General features: G+C 32.6%; 16 protein-coding genes. 1 reads left to right on the top strand and 15 read right to left on the bottom strand.

Annotated elements, in window-relative coordinates; all coding sequences use genetic code 11:
- Positions 1-23: 23 nt before the first annotated feature.
- The 15 genes from GKZ86_RS08435 to GKZ86_RS08365 form a co-directional block, all read right to left on the bottom strand.
- Complete coding sequence (locus tag GKZ86_RS08435) at positions 24-641, bottom strand: outer membrane beta-barrel protein (RefSeq protein ID WP_154782673.1); 618 nt, start codon at positions 639-641, stop codon at positions 24-26.
- Positions 642-835: 194 nt separating this feature from the next.
- A complete protein-coding gene (locus tag GKZ86_RS08430) occupies positions 836-2,107 on the bottom strand; it encodes a DUF6624 domain-containing protein (RefSeq protein WP_154782672.1) in 1,272 nt (423 codons plus the stop codon).
- 414 nt (positions 2,108-2,521) lie between these two features.
- Complete coding sequence (locus GKZ86_RS08425) at positions 2,522-3,664, bottom strand: cytochrome-c peroxidase (RefSeq protein ID WP_228526567.1); 1,143 nt, start codon at positions 3,662-3,664, stop codon at positions 2,522-2,524.
- 73 nt (positions 3,665-3,737) lie between these two features.
- On the bottom strand, positions 3,738-5,219 hold the full coding sequence (locus GKZ86_RS08420; protein ID WP_154782671.1) for a hypothetical protein: 1,482 nt from the start codon (positions 5,217-5,219) through the stop codon (positions 3,738-3,740).
- A complete protein-coding gene (locus tag GKZ86_RS08415; RefSeq protein ID WP_228526568.1) occupies positions 5,188-6,645 on the bottom strand; it encodes a RagB/SusD family nutrient uptake outer membrane protein in 1,458 nt (485 codons plus the stop codon). Before GKZ86_RS08415 ends, GKZ86_RS08420 begins: the two co-directional genes overlap by 32 nt.
- A gap of 4 nt (positions 6,646-6,649) precedes the next feature.
- Positions 6,650-10,000 carry a SusC/RagA family TonB-linked outer membrane protein gene (locus GKZ86_RS08410; RefSeq protein WP_154782669.1) on the bottom strand — a complete coding sequence of 1,117 codons (3,351 nt, stop codon included), beginning with the start codon at positions 9,998-10,000 and terminating at the stop codon, positions 6,650-6,652.
- Positions 10,001-10,012: 12 nt separating this feature from the next.
- The gene (locus GKZ86_RS08405) at positions 10,013-11,113 is read right to left on the bottom strand and encodes a FecR family protein (protein ID WP_154782668.1); all 1,101 of its coding nucleotides are present in this window, start codon (positions 11,111-11,113) and stop codon (positions 10,013-10,015) included.
- A gap of 67 nt (positions 11,114-11,180) precedes the next feature.
- Entirely contained in the window at positions 11,181-11,780 is a 600-nt protein-coding gene (locus tag GKZ86_RS08400; RefSeq protein WP_154782667.1) for an RNA polymerase sigma-70 factor, read from the bottom strand.
- 410 nt (positions 11,781-12,190) lie between these two features.
- Positions 12,191-12,829, bottom strand: a complete 639-nt coding sequence (locus GKZ86_RS08395) for a hypothetical protein (RefSeq protein WP_154782666.1) — start codon at positions 12,827-12,829, stop codon at positions 12,191-12,193.
- A gap of 178 nt (positions 12,830-13,007) precedes the next feature.
- Positions 13,008-14,354: a DUF3526 domain-containing protein gene (locus GKZ86_RS08390; RefSeq protein WP_154782665.1), complete on the bottom strand. Its 1,347-nt coding sequence runs from the start codon at positions 14,352-14,354 to the stop codon at positions 13,008-13,010.
- A 1-nt stretch (position 14,355) separates the two neighbouring features.
- Positions 14,356-15,792, bottom strand: coding sequence for a DUF3526 domain-containing protein (locus GKZ86_RS08385; RefSeq protein ID WP_154782664.1), 1,437 nt, complete (start codon positions 15,790-15,792; stop codon positions 14,356-14,358).
- 9 nt (positions 15,793-15,801) lie between these two features.
- Positions 15,802-18,096, bottom strand: coding sequence for a TonB-dependent siderophore receptor (locus tag GKZ86_RS08380; protein WP_154782663.1), 2,295 nt, complete (start codon positions 18,094-18,096; stop codon positions 15,802-15,804).
- Between the two features lie 26 nt (positions 18,097-18,122).
- Positions 18,123-18,818, bottom strand: a complete 696-nt coding sequence (locus GKZ86_RS08375) for an ABC transporter ATP-binding protein (protein ID WP_154782662.1) — start codon at positions 18,816-18,818, stop codon at positions 18,123-18,125.
- A gap of 234 nt (positions 18,819-19,052) precedes the next feature.
- Positions 19,053-19,403 (bottom strand): hypothetical protein, encoded by a 351-nt coding sequence (locus tag GKZ86_RS08370; RefSeq protein ID WP_154782661.1) that lies wholly within the window; start codon positions 19,401-19,403, stop codon positions 19,053-19,055.
- A gap of 183 nt (positions 19,404-19,586) precedes the next feature.
- Entirely contained in the window at positions 19,587-20,504 is a 918-nt protein-coding gene (locus GKZ86_RS08365; protein WP_154782660.1) for a bifunctional helix-turn-helix transcriptional regulator/GNAT family N-acetyltransferase, read from the bottom strand.
- A gap of 184 nt (positions 20,505-20,688) precedes the next feature.
- Between GKZ86_RS08365 and GKZ86_RS08360 the strand changes: the two genes are divergently transcribed.
- Positions 20,689-23,109 (top strand): TonB-dependent receptor, encoded by a 2,421-nt coding sequence (locus GKZ86_RS08360; RefSeq protein ID WP_154782659.1) that lies wholly within the window; start codon positions 20,689-20,691, stop codon positions 23,107-23,109.
- Positions 23,110-23,157 lie beyond the last annotated feature (48 nt).

Here is a 23,157-nt window from a genome sequence, read left to right as displayed (position 1 = left end):
TTTTAAAATTTAGAGATGTTTTTTTATTTGGTAAAATCATAACTTAAAGAAATTCCTAAACCAAATTGGTATGTCGATACATAATCAGTAGCACCAACAACACCATAATAAGTCCAATAATAGCTATTGCCAACAGCGGCAGACATCGATTGTAAATACGCATTAATGTTTACGGATAAAGGAGAATCAGTTTTGATCTTTAAGCCACCTTTTATTTCCCATGCAAAATAAGTTCCCGTGCCACTTTGAGGAGTTTCAAGAATTGATACACCGGCACCTGCACCAAGATAGGGCAATGCTTTAGAACCGGTATCAAAATAATGTGTGTAATCTAATAAAACATAATTAATAGCACCTTTGTCATCTCCGGCATTTATTTGTGTTCCTAAAGGTCCGTACAAAGGCAATTTTGTGTCTAGCCTGTTGTATTTTAATTCGACCGAACTATTTTCGATAAAAAAATACTCTAAACCAGCTCCATATTCAAAACCATCTTCTACATAGCCATACGTATTGTCGTACTCAACTTTGTCTGAAAACGTATAACCACCATACAGATTAAGTAAAAATGATTTTGATTGTTGCGCTGTTGCAAAAAATGAAAATAAAAAAATAACGAATAACAGATTGTACTTTTTCATAATTTTGGTTTTAATTCGATTCTTTATCAGTAAGTTTTTACTGATATTTTTTAAACTTAAAGCAAAATTAATTTTAGTTCTGTATAAAATATTTTTAAGCGTACCAAGTTGGTTTCAAATTAGAAAATGAAACAATTTTTGAACAGAAATGTGTGTTTTATAGGATTTTGAAGATGATTTAAGGAAAAAATAAATTATATGTTTTCAAAAATTTCGATCCATCTTTTTTCAGAATAAAAACTTTTGAACTCATTTTGATTCAATAATTCTTTCTTGGATAAATCGCCTCTGTAAAAAAGTAATGTTAAAAAATCAAGTGCAATACTGCGATATTGTTCTTCTTTGTTTTGGTTGTAAATATTGGCAAATAATAGTGCAGCGTCATAATTTTGCAGACTAGACATGCCGCCTAAAATCATAGAAGCGTTGTTGTAATTATCATAAACTTTTTGAAACTCTTTAGCTTTGTAGAAATCCTGCGCTTCGGTAATAAGTTTTGAAGCATCTTCTATATCTTTTCTATCATTTTTTGAAGCTTGTTCAGAAGCTATATTTGAGTATTGAAAACCATAATTGAGAGCATAAATTTTTAAAGGTAAAAGTCCCAAATTACTTCGTCTTTTATCCACTAAATCTTCTTTTAGAATGGGTCTGAAACCAGAAGCCTTTCCATTTTCAGTCCAGTTGACCTGAGTTCCATAAAGTTGTTTATAGTTGAGGTTGCATTGAACACGATCATACAAAAAAGCATAATTTTCTTTATCAATTTCTGTAGTTGCCAGTAATTTTTTCATTTCGGTTAAAGCCAATCTTTGAAATAGAATGTCCTGATCACCATGTTGAATAATTAGCCAGAAATTATTTTCTCCATCTTTGCCTATTTCTGATATTTTTGGCCAGGAATATTTTTTAATAATTTCTTTGGCCCGAATCAGATTTTTGTAATCTGAATTGTTAATCTCTTGATTGATTGAATCTAATTGTGCAGCATTATTAGTCTGACTCTTTTTGAACCTTAATTTTTGATCATTAATAGTCATTAAATTAATCTCTTTTCGCAATGCCGGAAATTTTAATGTTTTCTCATATTGCATTTCTTTATTTTTAGCTTTCTCTACAATTAATGTCCATTCATTCTTAAAATTATTACGTAGAAAATCAAAGTAAGGATCAATTAATAAATTATCATTTTCTGTCCAGCCTTTATCCAAAGCTAAATTTAAATATAGAAAAGCTTCATTTTTATTTTCATCCAAAGCATAAACTCCTGCAGTTTTGTAAGCATTTAATGCATCTGGTTGTTGTAGTAAAAATGCTTTTTCAAAAACTGTAATCGCATTTTTATAATCTTTTTGAAGATGAAATAAAGACGCCTCAGCAATAAGCGCCTCGTAACGATTGTCTGTTTGAGCTTTGAGACAAATGCAGTGAAAAAATACTATTGTAAAAAATAAATAGTGTTTCATTCTTGGCTTATTTATTAGGAAAAATATTTTTTTGCTAAAACGAAAATACAAATTAAAAATTCGGATATATGAGCTTAAGTGTTTTATTTTAAGTTAATTAGTTCTTTGGTTAAGGCAAAAAAAATGAATTAAGACAAAGTTTGTGTCATTTCGACGGAGGAGAAATCACATAACGTTTGTACACAAAGTTTACCGTTAAACCTGACAGGTTTTTAATCCCAAGGCTTCGGGACTGTCGGGTTTGCTATGTGTTTACAATGCGTTGCTCTCTGGATGTGATTTCTCCCTTTGGTCGAAATGACACACTTTTGCGTAAATCTTAACATTAGAAAAATAAAAAAAGCCTATTTCAAATAATGAAATAGACTTTTGAATGGTGAATTCTGGGGATGATTCACTAATATTTTTAAGTTTTTACTTTGGCATTTCCGGAATCATAATTCTTCTTGTTGGCGTACTCAATGTTTCTATAAAAGCCAAAAGATCAGTGATTTCATCTTTGCTTAAATCTAGTTTTTTCAACATTGGATCTACTTTTGGAATCAGGGAATCTCTTGCGGTTCCCAAATATTTTTTCTGAACAGGAGAAGGATTTCCGCCATTGTACAATTCAACAACATCTAAGAGAGACGGAAAATGTCCGTGATGCATCCACGGTCTTGTATTTCCAACTTCACGGAGCGTTGGCGTTCTGAATTTGCCAATATCTTTTACATCTTTGGTCACATTATAACGACCGAAATCTTCATTTTTTGTTCCAAATAAAGTCTGTCCGTCATTATGAAACTGATTGTCACTAAAATAAGGTGTATTATGACAATTGATGCATTGCGCTTTGGTTCTGAACAAATGCAGACCTTTTACTTGTGAATCGGTGTAAGCTTCAGATTTTCCGCTAACAAACTGATCAAATTTACTTTTCGGACTATTGATGGATCTTTCGAAAGTGGCAATCGCATATTGAATTCTTTGCAATGAAACTTTTTTATCTCCAAAAGCAGCTTGAAATAAAGAATTATAACCTTTTACTTTGGCAATTTTATCAACCGCGATTGTTAGTTTTTCATTCATTTCTAACGGATCACCAATCGGAAACTGCGCCTGATCTTCAAGACTTGATGCACGTCCGTCCCAAAATAAAGTTTTGGCATACGCCGAGTTTAAAATCGTCATCGAATTACGTTTTCCCGTTTGACGATCATGACCAAAGGAACGCGTTAAATTATCTGTCCAGCCCAATTCAGGATTATGGCAGGAAGCGCAGGCAATTTGTCCGCTCGTTGATAATCTTGGATCAAAAAATAATATTTTCCCCAAAGCTTCTTTCTCTTTCGAATACGGATTATACTCAGGATATGGAACAGCAGAAAGCACTCCAATATCCTGAAATGCTTTTTTGTCTATGCTTTCATGTAATGCTGCAGCGGGCCATTTCGATGAATCTCCACTGGAATACAGTTTTCGCAATTCTGTAATATCAATATAATCCGGTTGTTCAACGCTTTTGTAAGCAGTTAAAATCAGTAGGAATAGAATAGGGAAAATTATTTTTTTCAATTTGTTTTTTGTTTTAAGTTTCAGGTTTCATGTTCTGCATCAACTTGAAACTAATTTATTTTTTATTTAAAACTTAAAGATCAACTTCTTTTGGACAATCAATACTTAACGCTGTCGGTTTTGGGTAAGTTTTGTTATTGTACATTTTATATTGTGCAGTAACGGTTCCTCCAAAAAGTTCATCATTAGTTAGTTTTAATTCAAAAGAAATTTCAAATAAACCTGTACTGATTTCTTTGTATGTTCCGGCTCCCGAAATAGCAATGCTGTGACTATTTTTATTAGTTCCCATAATGGTAATGTATTGTGGAATTACTAAAACATTTCCGTTTGTTTTACTGTTTCCATTTTCAGGGAAAAATTCTAAAGCCGATGTAATGTTGAAACCAGGAGAATTTGCTCCGGTTGTACTTTCATTGCTAAACCATCTTTTTAAGTTGAATGAATTTGTAGTATTTGTTCCTGAAGCAACATTAAATCCAATTCTGAAGGCGTCGTGATAAACATCATCATTAGGGTTTGCAGTTCCCTTATCGCTGTATAAAATAGCATTTTCATGATCTTTTGTAACTACAATAGGAAATGTAAAGGCATTATAAGCCTGCCAGGCACAAACACCACTTTTGTCAAACCATGTTTCGCCATAAGTCAGGTAAAACTGATTTGATAAATCATAAAACTTAGATGCAGGATTTGCATTTATATCTCTTGTAGATTTGATAGGTTTTACAATCTGAAGAATTATATTTCCTGTTGCCGTGTAATCTCCGGCATTTACCAGCGAAATACTCGATTCATAATAAACATCATCATTTTGAATGTTTTCTAAAAGGGTAAAATGATAAGTAACCGAATTGCTGTTTTCTTTAAAATCATCATGAGTTAGGGAATAATTAAATCCATCTAAAAATTTAAAAATCTCAAGATTTTCCATTTCAGAAGGAAAATATCCATTTGGGAAATTTACTTCAAAATCGAATTTTTCACCAGCTTCTCCTTTAATAACAAATCGGTTTACAGGAAATGTATAATTAGTTGCTATTGTAGCTAAATCAATTTTGAAAGTATCATTTACATATTCAGTATTTAAATTTCCAATATGAATAGCAGGATCTGATACTGTTTCAAGTTTTAAAGTAATACTTTGATTGGCTGCCCATCTTTTATCAAAAGAAATAAAAATAGTATCCGTTAATTTATTTCCCTGAAAAACAAGTTCGTTAACCGGATTTAATCTAAAACCTTCACTGTCACCAACTATTTTAGTGCTAAAATTAGCCGTAACCGCATCTTTTAAAGAATGTGTTGTTAGTGCAACAGGAACTTTTAATGTTTTTATAGATTTGTTTACATAAGTCGACTGAGGAACTAAAGCTGCGTTTATTGCAGGATATTCTAAAGGTGTATTATCACTTTTCACCAAAAAATTAAACCTTAAATGAGGATCGATTTCTGAGCCTAATTTATAATCATCTTTTGAACAAGAAATAATTAACGCTGTCAGAGCTAATATGCTGAATATCTTAATATGATTCATTTTGCTGTAAGTTTTCATTAAGATTAATATTGAAAGTTGGTATTGGCAGTACAAATTTTAGAGACGGATACGTTATGGAGCAATTGTTAGCAATACAACCATCGTTTCTGGTAATTCCTTTTTGATGACGAGTCAAATCAAAAAACAAATGTCCTTCAAAGCATAATTCTTTTCTTCTTTCTAATTGAATATTATCTTTTAAATTCGTTGTGTTTGTTAGTAAAGTAGCATTTGCGCGTGCACGAATCGTATTGATATCATCCATTGCAAGATCAGGTCTATTGGTTTCAAGAGCAGCTTCGGCACGAATTAAGTACATTTCACTTAATCTAAAAGCTACATAACCAGCGTTGTCCTGAAACTTTGTAGTAAAATTGTAATTTGCCCCAACAATTACACCGTTTACTAAAGTTGAAAGTGAAGCAGTAAAAAATAATTGCTTTCTTAAATCGTTAGTTTCGTATAAATCTAATAAATCATTTGATGCTACATATTTGGCATAATTTGTTCCATTATACCCAAAATAAGAAGACATTGATGCTCCTACGGTACCTTCTGAATCTTTTGGAATTGAAAATTCTAATAATGTTTCAGAAAGTGGAAGATCTGTTTGTGACCATTGTGCTATAAGATCAGAAGAATTTACTAATGTAAAACCGGAATTTGTAATGACATTATTTGCTGTTTCATAAGCATTTGCCCAATCATTTTTATGAAGATAAACTCTTGCAAGGAGCGCCTTTGTATTATTTTTATTGAAGAATGAGTAAGATGGTCCTGTTAAACCTGAACTGTCAGAATAATTACTTAAAGCCGTTTTTAAATCATTAATAATTAAAGAATAGGTTTCTGCAGCCGTTTTTCTTGCCGGATATTTTAAGCCTGCTTTAATAGATTCTGTATTGTACACAATACCTAAATGTGATGCATTTGGCGTATAACCGTAATTTTGGCTGTAGATTAATGATAATAAAAAATGTGTATAAGCTCTTATAGTCAAAGCTTCGGCAATTATTTCATTTTTTTCACTATCAGTCGCATCGCTTAATGATGGTGTATATTCTAAAATTAAATTTGCCTCATTAATGATATTATAACCATCATCATAAAATGATTGAAAGTTGCTTGTATCGGCTAAATCTTCAAAAGAATATGCGTCTTTAATATTAGTTCCCGGCGTAATTTGTCCTCTGCTGCTTCCTGATGAAGTGGGAGTAAACTTTATATTTCCTCCTTGTAAATCAGCATAAACTGCATAACGTTCGCCTCTTGTATTGGCTTCGACATCACGATAAAGACCATTTAAAGCTGTTAATACGCCTTTTTTATTCTGCAAAAGTTCATCTATAGAAGTTTTTTTTCCAGGTTCCTGTTCTAAAAAATCACTACAGCTTTGTACTGAAAAAATCAGGATTGCAATTGTTATATATTTTAAATATTTCATTGTCTTAAAATTTAGCATTCATTCCAAGCGAGATTGTTCTGGCTTGCGGATAAGTATAATTAAACTCTCGTATTCCGTTCATTCCTTTTGGGCTTTTTTCTTTGTACCAATACGCTACATTTGTGGCATCTGCAAATACAGAAAGCGCATCCAGAAATGTATTTTTCAGAGGTATATTATAACTCAAATTAATATTGCTCAATCTTATATAGGTAGCATCATAAACATATTTACTAAGATTTGCCATGATTGGCGAATTGGCAACTGCAGATTGTGTTACAATATCTCCGGGATTTCTCCAGTGATCATCTGCATTTACAGAAAGGTTTCTGTTAGAAGTATTCGAGTATTTATCGATAAGAACATCTTGTGCTAAGAAATCTCCTCCAATTTGAAAATCTCCTCTTACCGCTAAAACAAGATTGTTATAAAATGTAAAACTATTATAAAAACCTCCAAAAGCATCTGGCTGACTGTCTCCAATTGGTTCCCAATCTGCTATAGTATATAAAGATTTGTAAGTCATCGCATCATATATTTTTCCATTTTTTTCTACAAGATCTCTTCCTGTTGCAGGATCAACTCCAACCCATTTTATACCCCATATTGTTGTAGTACTGTAACCTACTTTTTGTGCAAGAGCTACTTCGGCCTGAGAATAATCGCTTCCTAAACCTTTTAAATCTGTAACCTTATTTTCTACTGTTGAAATATTAAATGAAGATGTCCACTTAAACGAATCGGTTTTAACCCATTTAATTCTTGCAGAAAATTCAAAACCTTTATTATACATACTTGCAGCATTTAATTGAAGCGAACTATAACCTGTTTCAGTAGGTATATCTCTAGTTGTAATTAAATCACTCAAATCGTTATAGTAATATTCAACAGAAAAATCAAGTCTGTTGAAAATATTAAAATCGATTCCGGTATTGAATTTAGTGTTCTTTTCCCAGCTCAAATTTCCGTTTGGTGGTAAATCCGTAACAGCTCCATCCAGACCGTTATAACCATTTTGATGAATCGTATACAAACCTTTTGATCTGTAAGAACCAATTCTTGAATTTCCTGTTGTACCGTAACTCGCTTTTAATTTTAAGAAATCAATCCACGAATTCGATTTAAGAAATTTTTCATTACTTAAAATCCAGCTTACACCAGCTCCGCCATTATTGGCAACATTGGTATCATCGCCAAAAACAGAACTTTCGTCACGACGGAAATTGGCTAAAAAGTAATAACGTTTTTTGTAATTATAATTTACCTGAGAAAATGCTGAAACTCTCGAATTATAATTGATATCATCTCCAAAAGTTTGATTGTTTTTTGACTCATCCAACGGAGTATTCGGATTATCATCAATTATAGCATCTGAAATTGCATTAATTCGATTTGGATTCACAAAACCAACTGCAGATTTATAATTGAAATCTGTTTTGTCCTGAGCAAGTTCAAAACCAATAACGCCATCTATAGCATGGTTTTCATTCAGCTGCTTGTCAAACAAAAGTTGTCCCTGCCAGTTCCATTTTGTAGAATTTCTTTGATTTATAAGCCTGCGTCCCCATCTTGAGTAAGTATTTCCGCCTAATGTAAACGTACTTAGAAACTGTCCGCTTTCATTTTCACCAGAAAAATAGCGATCTTGTTCTTTATCGGTATAATCAAGTCCAAAAAGAGTAGAGAATCTTAGGGCTTTATTAATTTGATAACCAATATTTAAACTTCCTAAAATGCCATAAGTATTAGTTTCATTTTTGTTCTGTTCAATAGCTGCAAGAGGATTTCCTCTCGTAACACCGCTTGCGCCTAAATACGAATAAGAACCATCTGCATTATAAGGAGAAAGAGTAGGAAGGTAAGCAAAAGAATAAAAGATATTTGGTGCATCTTTTTGAATAAAACTAGGATTAAGCATTAAGTTTATATCCAGTTTTTTATGACTGTACCCTAAATTAATTCCAGCGTTTAATTGTTTCAAATTATTGCCCATTTGAGGCTCATCTATTTTTGTATAGCTGATATTAGTACGGTATGAAAATTTTGATGTAGATCCCGAAACATTAAAGTTATACTTATTATAAACACCAGTTCGGTTTAGCAAATCAAACCAATCAGTATTAATACCATTATAAGCAGTAGGCACACTTCCCGGAGATGTATTTTTTACATATTCGTTTCGCAACTCCGTATATTGTTCTCCGTTTAAATATTTAATTTGATTAATTGCTGATGAAATACCAAGCTGATTTGAAAAGCCAAATTGCGTTTTACCTTTTTTACCCTTTTTTGTCGTAATTAATATTACACCGTTTGCACCGTCAGCACCATAAATACCAACAGCGGCAGCATCTTTTAAAACAGAAATACTTTCGATATTTTCCGGAGCAATTTTCATTAACGGATTAGAAAAGTTCTCTGCAGAATCACCATTTCCGGTAAAATAAGTAGCGTCTAAGCCAGATTCTTCACTCATTACAATACCATCAACAATAAAAAGCGGTTGCGTAGAAGTTCCCGTTCTTGCATTTGTAAACGAAGGTAAAGTTCCTTGTCCACGAATATTAATCTTTACGGGACCACCAACACCCGAAGTGTTTTCAACTAAAACTCCGGCAATTTGCCCCGTAATCATTTTGTCAAAACTTTCAGAAGCCTGTTCTACGGCAATATCCTTCGCATTTAAAGTAGAAATACTCCCAACAATTTCCTCTTTTAGTTTTGTAGTTCCGTAAGATGAAGTGATTACAACCGGATTTAATTCATCCGTTATTTCTTCAAGATTAAAAACAAACGTTGTTTTATGATCTGCTTTTTGAGTCTGAGTCTGCATTCCTAAAAATGAAACTTCAAGCACAATGTTTTGAATATTATTTCCTTTTAACTGATAAACAAATTTACCGTTAAAGTCTGTTATTGCGCCCATTCCGGTGCCAAGAACACGTATTGTTGCTCCCGGAAGCGGAAGTTTATCTTTTGCATTATAAACAATTCCACTAATAAATCTTTCTGTTTCCTGCGTATTAGAAGTTTCAGCAGGAGCAGCGTTGGTTAATAAAACCTGTTTTTTCTGAATATAAAATGAAATGTTTTTACCGTTGAATAACTGCGTTAAAGCCGTTTCTAAAGTCGCATTCTGAACATTAATATCAGCCAATTGATCAGCATCAATTTTTCTGGCATTATAAATAATCCTAAAATCACTTTGTTCTTCAATCGATTTGATTATCAAACTTATAGGTTTGTTCTTTACGTTTAAAGTGATTAATTTATTTTGAGAAAAACCTTTAAAACAGGATAAAAGCAGGGCTAAGAAAAATAGAATTTTTCTTAAATTGGGTATAGAAAATGTCATGTTTAGTTTAAGTTATGGCTGGTTGGTGATGATGATGGTGTTTTGTTTAATAGTATAATTAAATGGCGTGTCGCGTTTTAAAAGTTCTAAAATATTTTCGACACTAGACTCACTGATTTTAATAGTTCCCGTAAAACTCTGTTTCGCCAAAACAGCATTTTCATTAATAATTTCAACGTCGTACGTTCGCTGAATTATTTTGGCAATAGTAGAAAATGGAGTGTCTTTAAAAGCAAGTTCTCCTTTTGTCCACGCTGAATAAAAGGTTGCATCAACTGCTTTTGTAACAAATTTTTTCGAATTGTTTTGCCAGGTTGCCATTTGGTTTGGCGCTAATAAAACTGAGTTCGAAGTATCTGCAATTTCAGATATTTGAATACTTCCTTCAACCAAAACACTATTAACCGTTGGGTTTTCAGGATAAGCACTCACATTAAATTTAGTTCCAAGAACTTCAATATCAACCTGATTTGCATTTACAATAAAAGGATGTTGTTTGTCTTTGGTAACTTCAAAAAAAGCTTCCCCCGTCAGGAAAACATTTCTTTTTCCGTTAATGCCAAATTGTTCCGGATACTTTAAAGTGGTTCCTGAATTTAAACTTACGACAGTTCCATCAGAAAGTATAAGTTTGAATCTTTTTCCGTAAGGAACAGTAAGCGAGTTGTATAAAACCTTTTCATCCTGAACTTTTCCGAAATAAATAATTTCGTTTGGAAATTTTTTAGCAATCAAATCACCTTTATCATTTACTAATGTAGATTGATTGTTTTTGGTGATAGATTCAGAACTTCCATCGGCTAATTCTAAAACAATTTCTTTAGATTTTGTTTTTTGAGTAAAATTAAAAGCCAGTTTTGTTAAGCCAAAAAGAACTAAAAATACCGCAGCAAATTTTAAATAGATTGCCACTTTATTTTTCTTTTTAATTGAAATTACCGGAGCAGCATCACTTTTAATATCGTCAGATAATGAAGCTATTGCCCAGGTCTTTTTTAAATTTATAAAATGCTTTTTATTTTCTTCAGAAGCATCAATCCATTCAAAAAGTGCGTGAACTTCTTGTTCTGAAGCTTCGTTAGAAAGATATTTATAAATAATTTCAGATGTCATATATGAGTTTTTAAACTTCTCGTTTTAGTAAGTACACTTCAGAAATAAAAAACCCTACCCTTTATTTTTAATTATTACAAATAAGGATGAAAATTAAAAATAAATAATCAGATAATTTGGTTTTTAAAATCTTCAAAGCCTTTGTCATGTGGGCTTCGACAGCTTTTAAGGTAACTTCCATTTCTGCGGCTATTTCTGCATTTTTTTTATTCTCAAACCGCTTTTTTATAAAAACTTCGCGGGTTTTTGGTGGAAGATCGTTGATAGATTCGTGAATAATACGTTCTAATTCGGTTAATTCTAAAGTATCAAACTGAATCGAGTTTAAGATTTCGATATCAAGTTCTCTTTCTTTTTGATTTAAAACATCGCTTTTAAATTTATCTTTCACTTTATTGTGACGAATCATATTTAAACATTTCGATTTGGCGTAAGTATAAAGAAAAGCTTGTATGCCGTTTATAGATTCGACACTTTCTCTGTTTTGCCATAAATAAACCAAAGCTTCCTGAGCAAGATTTTCAGCCTCGTCTTTATCATAAATAAACTGAACGCTAAAAGATTGAATTCTTCTAAAATATTTATCGTAGAAATAAGTAAACGCAGCCTGATCTCCTTTTTTAAAAGATTCAAAAAGATTAGATTCAAAACTGGTATTATCGCTCATTTACTGGAATTCATTTTTGAGAAGCAATATAAGTAATTTATTAAAACCACCCGAAATTGCTTAGAATGCGGCAAATGTAAAATATTATTTATATTAATTCTAAATAAAATTCAAATAAAGAACAATCCAGAAAAATTTATTCAGAATATGCGTAAATTTTTAAACCATATAAGTGATATAAGTTCATTTTAAGTTATACGTTTGTTTTTGTCGTAGCATTTTTGTCATCTTGACGAAGGAAAGATCACACTAGAAACTCCGTAAAGATTGGCGATTTTGTTTGCGTAGAATGGATTTTAATCCGTTAAAAGCAGTCGTAATAAAAAAAAATCAAAAAAGATTGTCTAAAAACACAAAGCTTTAAATGAACTTATATCACTTATATGGTTTAAAAAATATTATGGTGAAAATCAATTCAGAATCAGGTCTATGTTTTTTGATAATCTCGGCGCTAATTCAGGATTAGGACTATTGTTCAAGATCCAGGGCACAAGTTCAGCATTTTTAATAATTTCTTGTTTTGAATATAACATCGTAAAATATTCCTGCCTTTCGAACCCGTCAGCAGGCAACGGAAGATTTTTTCTATTCTCAGGAAGCTCTTCAAAATAATATCTTGATTTTGCCAGAGATGGATATTTGCCTAATAAATAATCGTTTATAGTATACGATGCGCCTTCTTTATACAAATCTTCTCTTATTATTGGAGTAATGGTGAGTTTTTTAATATTCTGTTTCAAATCTTTATAAGCGTCTTTTGTCATCGAAAAATCAGACTGCAAAAGTTTATTTTTTTGCGATAATTGCCTGATTACAGAAAGTCTGACATAATCGCCATTGATTTCTATTACTTTAAAAATAAAATATTTGTTTTCGATACTTTGACTGCCATTTGGTCCTCTTTGTTTACTAAAAATAAAGCTTCCTAATTGCAATTTGTGTTCCGGAGTATTAACCGCTTTTTTCCATTTATAGGGATTATATATTAATTGTTTAAAGGCGTATAATAGTATAATGATGATAACACTTATAATGATTGTTTTTTTCATTGAAGGAATACTTAAACTTGACTAAAATATTAAAAACGTTATTAATTTATCGCAAAGTACGTAAACCTTTTGGTCTTTCGAAGTTTATACAAAAGCATGAAGCCCCGGGACGCAGCTTTATATAAAAACTTTGCGTTCCGAGGCTTTGGGATTGCGTTAATCTTTGCGCTTTTTGTGGTTAAAAGGCTTTAAACTTAAAATTTCTCCATCCTAAACCAATCAAAAGTAAATTGAAAATAAGCAATGGCAAAAAGGCTTTTGCAAAACTTATTTCAGATTCATCGCTAAAAGTTTCGACTTTAAATTTCGACCAGTTTTCTTTTTCTACCGCTGCGTTATCAAATATTTTGGGATAGAAATATAACCTCATTTTTTCATGAAATTCTTTTGTTTTTTTCAGGAATAAAAGCTGGTTTTCAAGATCAGATTTTGCAATTTCATTTAACTGAATTTGCGTATGCAACGTTGGTACAAACTGCGCGATCAAATGACTGGCCTGATTTCGCTGTTCAAGTTTTGTTTCTAATTCTTTTGACTGAATTGCAGATTCATCGTCGCCCATTTGCTGCATGGCATAATACCAAAGCCAGCTAAATTCTGTATCTGGCAAAACATAACTTTTAAATTGCGGATAATGCTTGTAGAATTTTTCCATCGTAACTTTCTTATCCATATCCCATTTTTCATGATACGCATTTCTTTGTTTTAAAGTTAATTCTAAAGCTTCTGGAACAGGATATTTATTGACAATATACGTATTGATTGTTGCCGGTAAAATGATAATCATAAACAACCAAATCGTTAATAAAATAACGGCATTAAAGTTCGAATTCTTTTGTAATGAAACAATATAAAAACAAACGGAAAACCAAAAAAGAATGTATAAAATACTTAGAATGTAAAAGGTGAAAAAGGATTTATCTAATGGAATTTCTAAAAAGAAAACTGCAACAAAAAGAACAATTGTTAATAGAATAATCAAACTTAAAATTCTGATATAGAATAATTTCAGAATATAGAGAAATGTATTATCACTTTGTGTGGCTACAATTTTCCAGGTTCCTGATTCTTTTTCTTCGGAAACGATATTATAAGTAAAAGCGATAATCAAAAGCGGAAAAAGATAAATAAGTACAAAACTAAAATCGATATTTCCCAACAATAAATTACTCGGATTGTTTAATTCTGAATCATATTTCTGGGCTTCTAAACCCCGAATCGTTACACTTTGTATCGACGGATTTACATCGCGCTGACCAATTGCTAAACTGTTTACTGGAAGTGTTTTATTGGCCAAATAAAATTTGATGTAATAGAGCAGAAGTCCCATTTCATCTTTATGATATTTTGCATTCCTGGCAATATGTTCCTTTTGGTAAACGGCTGCTTCTGTGATGTTTTTGCTTTGCTTTTGCTGAAACTGTTGTCCAATTAAAAGACTTATAAAAGCGATAAGCAACAAAAAAAGCAAGCCAATTTTTGTCCCTTTCGATCGTATGAAATTTTTAAATAATAATGCTAGCATATTAAATGGCTTTAAGGTTTTTAGCGGCTATTTTAATGAAAACGAACAGCAGGCTAATCCAGAGAATAATTGAGATTATAGAAATGATTTCGCTTTTTAAAACATCAAAAATACCTTTGGGTTCATAATGAAATTCTTGTATATCAGCCCAATGTTCTTTGCCAATTACAGCTGGTTTAGCTTTATTATTGCTGATATATTTTATTTGTAAAGCGTTCATTTTTTGCGCCATAGTATAACGATAAACTTCAGCTTGTTTCTGAAAATCGATATAAGAATCATAATCTGTATTTGATAATCCCATCGATAAATTCTTCATGGCGATGTATGGATTTACAAATGAAACTGTTTTCGAAAAACTGTTTTGTTTTTTGTAAATCTGAAGCAAATCTTCGAGATGTTTGTTATAAATATGAGAACTGATTTTTTCGCCTTCGGTCATAATAAAACCGGAATAATTAAAAGGCAATTTCTGAACAGAATCGACTTTGTAAACCCGAAGCAATGAATCTTTAATCGCTTTATAATGCGGATCATTTGGGTTATGACTGTCGCCTTGTTTAAGAATATCTTTTTCGATATCGCTGTTGAATTGTATTTTTGACGGCGCCTGATAAATATAAGCGCCAATTGCCTGTGTTGTTCTCGGTAAAATGATCGTAAAAATCAACCAAATCCCGATTAACGAAACCAACGCTTTTTTTGAGGTTTTGCTTGAAGCAGAAACCAAAACGGCAATCGCGCAGAAAAATATCAGATATATAAAATGAAATAACACAAACAAGATCATTTTGATCGTTTCGTCTGCCGAAATGCTAAAGTTTTGAAGCAACAACCAGACAAAAACAAGAATAATTATGGTTGGAATAAAAAGCATCATGATTACGGAAACGATTCCTAAAGTTTTGCCCAGTAAAAGTTGTTTCCAATTGATTCCCTGACTCAAAATTAGTTTTAAAGTTCCGTTTTCTCTTTCGGCGGCAACGGCATTAAATCCGATAAAAAAGATTAATAAAGGCAACAGAATTTGCAAAACCATCGCAATACTGATTTCCCCAAAACGAAGCATGCTGTTAGAAAATCCTGCTTCAGAAAAATTGGCTGTGTTTTGTTTGTGCGCTTCAAGAAATATAGCGTTCCCGAAAAACGGTTCCATTCCGAATTCAAAAACACTTAACGGAGTACTTTTTCTAAAAGCAAAGTTTCCGTAATGTGCCATTCGGTGTGGGTTTTTATCCGGATTTTTCAACCAGTCTTCTCTCGATTCGTGCTGGTATTTTTCGCTGGTTTCATTTTGATTGGTATAATTTTGCCAACCCGAAAAAGCAGCGTAAAGCAATAAAGTACCAATAAAAATGGTAATAATATAAATAGCCGGATTTTTAAAAACAGATTTTCTAAAATGTTGGGCTATTAATTTTTCTGCGTGTAATGACATAGTTACAGATTAAAATTTATAAGTTACGGTAAGCGTTGCATTTCGCGGCATTCCGGGAAATAATCTCAAATAGTTTTGAGCGCCTAACCAATAGGTTTTATTGAATATATTACCGGCATTTACAGCAATCTGCAAATTACTTTTGTTAGGTTTATAATATAAAGCGGCATCAAAAACGGTAAAATCAGGAATAGTAAAATCTCTGGTAAACCACGGAATTTTACTGCTTTGGTATTGCATTCCAAAACCAATTCCTAAATCTTTGAAGGCAGAATCTGAATTAAAATTATATCTCGTCCATAAATTGGCACTGTTTTTTGGTGTGTTTTGTTTTCTGGCACCAATCAAAGATGCATCGCGATCATTCATAATTTTGGCATCGATATAACTGTATGATGCATTAATTTGCCAATCCGGCGTAATATAACCTGCCAAATCACACTCAAAACCACGGCTTCTTTCAGCACCTCGGGTTACCAATAAATCAGGATTTACAGGATCATTCGCATTCATCAAAATATTACGCTGATTAATCTCGTAAACCGCTGCATTAAAACTCATTGTATTATTAAGAAAAGTTGCTTTTAGTCCAACTTCTTTCAAATTACTTTCAAGCGGATCAAATAAACTTCCGGCAGGTAAAGTTCCTGTTTGCGGCATTAAAGTCACCGTATTCGATTGAGGCTGATATCCTTCTAGATAAGTTGTATAAACATTTATAGCATTGTTAACGGCGTACGTTATACCAACGCGTGGCAACAAAGCTGTTTTTTTAACCGTTAATTCGTTGTTGGCTTCGTAATTCGTAATATCCTCAAACCATTCGTTTCTTAAACCCAATAAAAAAGTAAATTTTTCCCACTGAATCATATCCTGAATATAAATCGCATTGGTTGTGGTTAATGCAGATGGTAACGCTGTTCGAACATTCAACGTATAATCATCTGCACTTCGAACGGTATAAGTTGGATTATTCAAATTAAAATAATTCACGTTTGGTTTTGGCAACACAACGCCGTCAATTGTGGTAGTTTGATAATTGCCAGCATTTGCCAAAACAAACGAACTTGCTACAGAACCATCTTTCAATAAATAACCTCTTGCCGCATTTTGTCCGCCGCCTTTGGTTTTGTTCCAGCTGCTTAAATCGTAACCGGTTAATAATTTATGTTTCAGTTTTCCGGTTTTTAAATCGAAATTTAAAAAAGCAGTCAAATTATCAACATTCCAATATTGCTGACGCTGCACAAATTGCATCATCGCCAAACTTGTAACTGGCTGATTGTTTATGTCAACGGCAAAACCATTTGTAGTTCTGTGTTCCTGAAGATTTTCTGTCCAGGATTGTTTCATGTACGAAGCATTAAAACCAATTTTAGAAGTGAATTTATGAGCAAAATTGGTTGTGAAAATCATTTCTTTCGATTTAAAAAAATCACTTGGTGCGCCCAGATTCAGGCTAATTGGGGTTTTATTTAAATTGGTAACTCCGGCAACAGCCCCAAAAATGGGTTGCCCGCGATCAAGAATTCCGGTCATGTCGCTTAAGATCAATTCAGTATTAATAGCGGTTTTTTCGTTTGGAATATAACTGAAAGACGGTGAGATCAAATACGATTTATTACCTACCAAATCACGAAATGATTTTGCTTCCTGATACGCTGCATTTACACGATATAATAAGGTTTTAGATTCGTTTAAAGGTCCTGTAAAATCTAAAGCTCCGCGAAAAGTACTAAAACTTCCCACACTCAAACTCACTTCTTTTCGATCAACGGCCAAAGGTTTTTTAGTAACCAAATTGATGCTTCCGCCCGGATCTACAGATGAAAATGTGGCGCTCGACGGGCCTTTGATGACTTCTACGCGTTCAATATTGCTTGTTAAAGGCTGTAGAAAATAATATTGACGTGTTCGCATTCCGTTAATAATCTGACCTTCTTCATTCTGGCTAATTCCACGAATGGTGTATTGATTGTAATAACTTGCCGGAATTACACCGCTGGTCATTTTTACGGCATCGGCAAGATAAAATGCAGCTTTGTCTGCAATTAACTCTTTGGTAACCGTCGAAATAGATTGTGGAATATCTTTGTTAAGCGCAGCTGTTTTGGTTGCTGCAAACGAATAATCGCTATTGTATTTTTTGGTAGAACGACCAACAATTTCAACAGTTTGCAATTCGTTTCGCTGCATTTTGATAGAATCTTTGGCGATGCTGTCTTTAATTTTTTCATTAACGGTTTGCCCTTGCAAATAACCCGAACTAATGACTAAAAACAGAAATATAAATAAATGTTTCATTTTATATGGATGGAAAATTTTCCTTTTTAAACGGTTTGTAAATACAAATCTTCAAGTTCGTTGGCAGAGATTTTAGCTGCCTCGATAATCGTAACAAGATTTCCCTGTTTCATGATTCCAATGTGTGTGGCAACTTCTCTTGCTCTGAAAATATCATGGGTTGCCATTAAAATCGCTGTTCCGTCTGCAGAAAGTTCTTTCAGGATTTGAGAAAATTCGTTTGAAGCTTTTGGGTCTAAGCCACTTGTAGGTTCGTCTAACAATAACACTTTTGCTCTTTTTGCAATGGCAATAGCGATGCCTACTTTTTGTCGCATTCCTTTAGAATATCCGCCCAGATTTTGATCGTGCGCCGTTACTTGTAATCCGGCTTTCGTTAAAAAATAAGTCAGTTCTCCGGTCGAATATTTAAATCCGGCAAGAAAGGAGAAGAATTTCAGGTTTTCAATTCCCGTAAGATTTGGGTATAACATTACTGTTTCAGGAATGTAGGCCACATCTTTTTTGGTTTTATCAGCATCGGTGACAACCGAAATATTATTAATTTTAATTTCGCCTCCGGTTGGTTTTATAAAGCCCAGAAATAAATTTATAGTAGTAGTTTTTCCGGCTCCATTTTGTCCTAAAAGAGCAAAAATTTCACCTTCTTTAATCGTTAAGTTTAGCGCATTCAAAGCGATATTATCGCCATATTTCATGGTTAGATTTTCTGCTATAAGCATAGTTTTATATTTATTTGGGTTTGATTTTTTTGAAATAAGAATAGTCATCCTGTACCAAAAACCTTTGTATGGGCTTTGATTCGGGGTTTTCTAAAAAGAAACGGAATTGTTTACTGCGAAAGTTTTATAGCTTTTTTCTATTTTATCTTTCAAAAAGAAAAACAAAAAATAGGATTCAGCCTTTATTTTAAAAACAAAAGCAAAAGATGATTTTCGATATAAAAATGCAGTAAACTAAAATAGGGAAGGAGGCGCTCTTAAAGCAAAAAGGCTTCCTTTGAAAAATGTTGATGCAACTGTTTTATAAAAGAAAACAGGCGTTGTTACAACATTTATTTTTTGAAATGATAAGGAATGAAATGAGTTTGGAATAAAAGTACTAAATGTAAAATGACAAATAGGACAATGATTTTCAACGGAATGTGCGTGTGTTATTTGATTTTTATGCGCAGTATATTTGTGATCGCAATGTTTCTCTGTTAATTGCCTGTAAACATGCTCGTAAGAATGGACAGTCTGAAACAGCATTGCGAACAATACGGTAAAAGAGATTAAAAAATTAATAATTATAATTTTCTTTTTCATTCTTGATTTTTGGAAATCTTTGCGTAAATTAACGCAACTTGGTTGCAAATATAGAGATCTTATTTTCAAAACCTATAAAGTTGCAATTTTTATTTTGAAGATAATTATGCTATATATCTTTCATGTCCATTTTAAAGAGATTCAATTTATATAGCATTATTGAGTATTAATTTGGTTTAAAATTTACAGTTTAAGATCATAGCGTTCATCTTGAAATGTTTTTCCCCATTGCGTTACTTCTGTAGATTCTGTAAGCGTAAATCCTGCTTGTTTATACATTTCCAGTGCTTTATTCTGCATGCTTGTCGTAAGCAGAAATACGTTTTTAAATTTTGTCTCTTTGCAGAAATCAAGAGCATCGGTTAAAAGTTTTTTACCTATTCCTAATCCTCGAAATGCAGGATCCAATAAAAACCATCTTAGTTGAGCTTCTTCTTTTGTTTGATGTTGGATAGCAATACAGCCTATAATTTTATTGTTGTATTCAGCCATCCAGATACGATCATTTTCTGCCGAATAATTTTCTAAAAAGTTATGGAATGTTTTTATAACATACTTTTCAAAGTCACTCGAAAAATCAGATTCTTTTCCATAAATATATCCATGCAAATAAATAATATAGCCAATGTCTCCCGGATTTAATTGATGACGATACGTAATATCAGATGGGACTAATTGTTTTTCGGATAATAGTTTTTTTACGGTTTGCATTGAATTGACCAATATATCTTTTTCAGAAAAATTCAGCCTTTCTATTTTTTGTTTTATCTGCTCGTCAACCTTATTGTTTAAAGACTTAAATAATTCATTTCCTAAATCTGTAAGTGCAATATTAAAAGCACGTTTATCCTCGTTTGAAGATACTTTTGCTATTAAATTTTCTTTTAAGAATCGTTTTAATATTCTGCTTAAATATCCTTTGTCAAGATTAAGGATTTCAGTAATTTTTTGTGCCGTTATTATTTTGTGATGACTGATTTCATAAATGATTCGTACTTCGGTTAACGAATAATCACTATCAAGATAATGCTGGGTTAATATGTCTAAATGAGAAGTATAAAATCGATTAAAACTTCTGATTTCTGAAGTAGTATTTTCCATAATTAAAAAAATGATCTTTATTATAAAAGCAAATATATAAAATTTAGTTGCTTTTGTCAACTATATATTTTCTTATTAGTGAAAAATTATAAGACACATTGTTTTTATTTAGAATAATTAAAAATAGTTTGTTTTAAACGATTTTAGCATTTACATTTGCCGAGAATTTAAACATCATACCAAAATGAAAATCATAACCATTAAAAAGATTCTGTTTTGTTTGTTGTTTCTAACCTCACTAACAATGTTGGGTCAGGAAACAGGAAAAGTTACCGGAAAAGTTATTTTAAGCGGAAATACTCCTGCAGAAAATATTTCTGTTAGTCTAAAAGGTACAAAGTATAATACCGTTACAAATGAACACGGACTATACGAAATAAAAAATGTAAAACCGGCTAACTATACTATTGTAGTTAAATCGGTAGGAATTAGACCAATTGAAGAAAACATTGTTGTTACTGGAAAACAAACAACTACGAAAAACTTTTCACTTTCTGAAACTCAGGAAGATCTTGATGAAGTTGTTATTACAAAAAATAAATACAAGCAGGATAAACCTTCTTTGTCATTGCGTTTGCAGACTCCGGTTCTTGAAATTCCACAAAATATTCAGATTATAAGCGGCCAGACTTTAAAAGACCAACAAATTACAAGTATGAGTGATGGAGTTATTCGTAACGTAAGTGGTGCAGTTCGTTTAGAACATTGGGGAGATTTATACACTAACATTACAATGCGTGGTTCTCAAATTCAGGCTTTCCGTAACGGATTTAACGTAGTATCATCTTTCTGGGGACCACTTACAGAGGACATGAGTTTTGTAGATCATATTGAATTTGTAAAAGGACCTGCAGGATTTATGCTTTCAAGCGGTGATCCAAGTGGACTTTATAATGTGGTTACTAAAAAACCAACAGGAGTTACAAAAGGCGAAGTATCTGTATTAGGCGGAAGCTATGATTTTTACAGAGTAAGTCTTGATCTTGATGGTAAATTAGATAAAAAAGGAAAATTATTATATAGATTTAATGGGGCAGCGCAACAAAAAGGTTCTCACAGACCATTTGAGCACAACAACCGTTATGTACTTGCTCCGGTAATTTCATACCAACTTGACGATAAAACAAAAATTACTGCCGAATATAACTTTCAATATGCTAATATGACTGAAGTTGGTTCATATTATGTATTTGGTGCTGATTCAGGAGGATATGCAACTATGCCGGTAGATTTTACGATGACACAACCAGGATTGCCGGATACGAATATTCAGGATCATAGTGGTTACTTTATGTTTGAGCATAAGTTTGATGATAACTGGAAACTTACAGCACAAACTTCTTACTTTAAATATATTCAACAAGGATATAGCTCTTGGCCGGGTGTGGTAGGTCCGGGTCCGGTTGACAGAGATTTTAACGGTATACCGGAAGGAACTCTTGCTGCTGGAGAAATTATACGAAATGTAGGTATTTGGGATGCTGAAAGTAATATGTATTTAGGGCAAATATTCCTTAACGGAAAATTCAATACAGGACCAATAACGCATAAAGTATTAGGTGGCATAGATTTAGGAAATAAAGATTACATGGCAGATTGGGGACAATCTCATGATCTGGATACGGTAGACAATCCATTTGATGTAAATAATCCAAATTACGGTACGCCATCAAACGGATTGCCTAATTTTGATCATGAAACCCCGCTAAGCCAGCGAGCAGGAGGAATTATGACATCAGAATATGCTGCTGGTTATGCTCAGGATGAACTTGGTTTTTTTCAAAACAAACTTAGGGTTACACTTGCTGCACGATATACATGGATAAGTCAAACGAGTTGGGGTGAAACTCAGGCAGACAGCCATATTACGCCACGTGCAGGTATTAGTTTTTCTGTAACTGATAATTTAGCCGTTTACGGATTATACGATCAGGCTTTTTTACCACAATCCGGTATTATTGCTAATGGAGATAAAGTAAAACCTTTAACAGGTAGCAATATTGAATTCGGTATTAAAAAAGATTGGTTTGACGGATCCTGGAATACTTCGGTATCAGCTTACCGCATTGTAAAAGAAAACGAATTGACAGCAGATCCCGACAATGGACCAAACGATATTTATAAAATTGTGTTAGGTGAAAAAAGGGCTCAGGGTGTTGAATTTGATGTTAGAGGAAAATTATTCGACGGACTTAATCTTATTGCAAATTATGCCTTTACAGAATCAGTCGTAACAAGTTCTGCAATTAAAGGTATTAACGTTGGAGATATCGTGCCCGGATATGCTAAACATACTGCAAATGCATGGTTGAATTATACCGTTCAAAGTGGTGTAATAAAAGGATTTGGGGCTTCTATTGGAGGAACTTTTCTTGACGGACGTCAAACAGATACATGGAGTGTAGGACTTCAAAAATTACCGTCTTACTTTAAGTTAGATGGAGGTTTGTCTTATGAAACCGGAAAAATAAAAGTTACTGCGAACGTTTTCAATATTTTGGATAAATACCTTTACAGTGGTTCTTATTATTCTTATCTTAATGCTTATTACTGGCAAACAGAACAACCAAGAAACTTTAGAGTTGGATTAACTTATAAATTCTAAGATATTTTCTAAAAACCTTAAAATAAAAATGCCATCTCATAATTGATT

The sequence above is a fragment of the Flavobacterium sp. LC2016-13 genome, assembly GCF_009707955.1.
Taxonomy (GTDB): domain Bacteria; phylum Bacteroidota; class Bacteroidia; order Flavobacteriales; family Flavobacteriaceae; genus Flavobacterium.
This window is presented reverse-complemented; position numbering and strand designations above follow the sequence as displayed.